Genomic DNA, 2,524 nt, shown 5'->3' with positions numbered 1-2,524 from the left:
CTCCAGGCGGATTCGCACGAGCCAATCGGCGTCCCCCGCTGCCCGGCGGGCTTCGGCCTCCTGAATAATCTGGGACACGAGCTGGGGTTCCGTGCTTTCCGCTGCCACGTAAAGAGTGAGCGTGTGCCACCGCAAGGCCGCCAGCGAAACGGATCGCAGGAAAACCTTTCCCGGTCCATACAGTTCCACAATCGTTATGGTGGGGATGCTTTCTATCTCTGAGGTATGGACAAAGGCCGGGCCTGGGTCGTGCGCCTTGATTCCTGCCCAATCGAACTCCGTGCGGATACGGTGCCCTCCCAAGGCCCAGTAGTCTGTTTCAATATCGCAAACGGGCTGGTTCTGGCCGTCGCTCATGTCGTGTCCGTAAGCCAGTCCAACGGTGAAACCTCTTGCAGTCGCAAGGTTATCGGAAAGTATTTTTCCCGGAGTTGCCCGGGGTGGGATCACGACCTGAAGGGGTCCTGCGGCAGTAGTGACTGTGTCCACACAAGCCTCATTACCCTGGAAGAGGTGGACACTGGGTGGAAACGGAAATTCCTCTGGCCACGGGCCACAACGCTCGAGCTGGCCCCATAGCCAAATCAGGGGAACGTCGTGCGCAGCGAGTCGCTCGCAAAGCTGGAAGAGGGCGAACCAATCCCCAGGGGCCGCGCTGGCCGGATTGAAAACGTCGCCGGCGAAAATGACCGCATGAACTCCCTCGCGGCTGGCCGTCTCCGCCACACGGAGCAGAGTTTTTCGGGGGGCCTCAATCAGTCGCTCCACCAGTCGCGGCGGGAGCTCTGCGACCCCTGCGACGGCCTCGCCCACAGCAAAACCGCTTGCGTGAATGACAGTCAGCGGTGGCACGATGGCAAATTCCTCAACCCAGAGACAAATTATACTTATTGTGCAAATATCCCAATTTACAAACCGGCGCGGATTCTGTCTTTGTGAGATGCTCGGGTGTCGAGAATAGCAAATCGCCACCGTTGACGCTATGGGAATTCTTCGGTGCCAGGATTTGGGGATTTGGGACTTCCGGGCCGACTAGGGCGGATCGTACCCCCCGGGATGCCAGGGATGACAGCGCAGGATCCGACAGATTCCTTTCCACGTCCCGATAAACGCCCCGTACTTTTGCACGGCCTGAATGAAATAGAGCGAACAGCTCGGCTCAAAGCGGCAACATCGGCCAAGCAGCGGACTGATCGTCCATCGATAAAGTGAGACGAGCGCGATCAGAACACCGGCCAGTACCCAATTGACGCAGAGATAAACCGCTCTGATCGCCCGGGCGGCAGCGAAGATGACCTGCCTCCACGGCGAGCCTCGACCGTTCGAAGAAAACAGGCTGCCCGCCGCTGGATTTCCAGCCTGACCCTTAAAAACAAGCGTGCTCGTTTGATTCTCTTGCGCAGGACAGGTACGGCCGGAATCGCAGGCGATCTGGGGACTGTGGTCACCGGAATGCGAACCTTCGCCCGTCTCGTTCGACGGTTTGCTCGGCGGAGGTGGCACCGACTTATCCTGATGAAACTTCCTTGAGGACGCCTGCTTTGCTCCACGCGTTTCAGAATCTTGGGGCGTCATTTCGCCCTTGGGCCGACCGGTGCGGCTTAACCGCCGGGCAAGTTGTTTCATGAGGGAGGGCAGGCGACGCCACAGCTCGTGAAAGTCGGGCTCGATTCCTTTCCTGGGAATGACGACGTAGTCGATACCGGGAGGGATGTCGGCCTTTCGTTGCCGAAAAACCTCCCGAACAAGCCGCTTCCAGCGATTGCGAAAAACTGGCTTGCCGAGTTTACGGGACGCCGAGATCGCCAGCCGGGGGTGAGGCAGATCGTTTTCGCATCCGTAAATAACAAGGTGGTCATCAGACACAGAGCACCGGCGGGCAAAGACTCGATCAAAATCCCGCTGCTTGCGGATGCGGTATTCCCGACCGAAACTCTGATCCACGGTTGCTCCCTCGCTTGTTTGCCAGGACTCGTCGCCGGGCCGACAGCCCACCATTCTGGTGCCCGCCGCCCCGTACAGCGCGGCAAGATTCGCCTCTTCACGCCATCGCCATGACGAATCACCGCCACGTCACGCCTGCGCGCACGTTCGAGGTGTACGCGTCCTGGAGTCGCTGGAGGCTTTCTTTCAGGTTCTCGGGAATATGGGGAGGCGGCACAATGAGAACTTCGGCATAGAGATCGCCTGGCGGCTCACCGGCTGGTCGAACGCCGTAGCCCGGCACCCGCAGCTTTTTCCCGCTGGCCGTACCCGGCGGAACACGCAGGGAAATCGTGCCGTGAGGCGTGGGCACATCCACTTTCGCGCCGAAGAGGGCCTCGGGAATGGTCACCGGCAGTTTGACGTAAAGGTCTTTTCCTTTTCGCTCAAAATGGGGATGCGGGGCGACGTGGACGGTGAGGTACAGGTCGCCGGGCTCACCGCCATAAGGCGCCGGACCGCCCTGCCCTCTGAGACGAATCCGTTTCCCATCTTCGATCCCCGCGGGGATTTTCACGGTGATGGTTTCGCTGCGGCCATC

Annotated in this window: 3 protein-coding genes; all 3 read right to left on the bottom strand. The window is 59.9% G+C overall.

The genetic code is table 11. The annotated features are described in order from the left end of the window. Positions 1-852: hypothetical protein (locus H5U08_RS15570; RefSeq protein ID WP_297035088.1), on the bottom strand; the 852-nt coding region annotated here is incomplete at its 3' end. Positions 853-1,032: 180 nt separating this feature from the next. Continuing rightward, on the bottom strand, positions 1,033-1,998 hold the full coding sequence (gene yidD, locus H5U08_RS19915; RefSeq protein ID WP_366494706.1) for a membrane protein insertion efficiency factor YidD: 966 nt from the start codon (positions 1,996-1,998) through the stop codon (positions 1,033-1,035). A gap of 64 nt (positions 1,999-2,062) precedes the next feature. Continuing rightward, positions 2,063-2,524 (bottom strand): DnaJ C-terminal domain-containing protein (locus H5U08_RS15555; protein ID WP_297035084.1); only part of this gene is annotated, 462 nt, incomplete at its 5' end.

Origin of the sequence: Thermogutta sp. (assembly GCF_014359955.1) — a bacterium.
In the GTDB taxonomy this organism is placed as follows: Bacteria; Planctomycetota; Planctomycetia; order Pirellulales; family Thermoguttaceae; genus Thermogutta.
The sequence above is the reverse complement of the archived record's forward strand: the minus strand, read 5'-3'. Positions and strand labels throughout refer to the sequence as shown.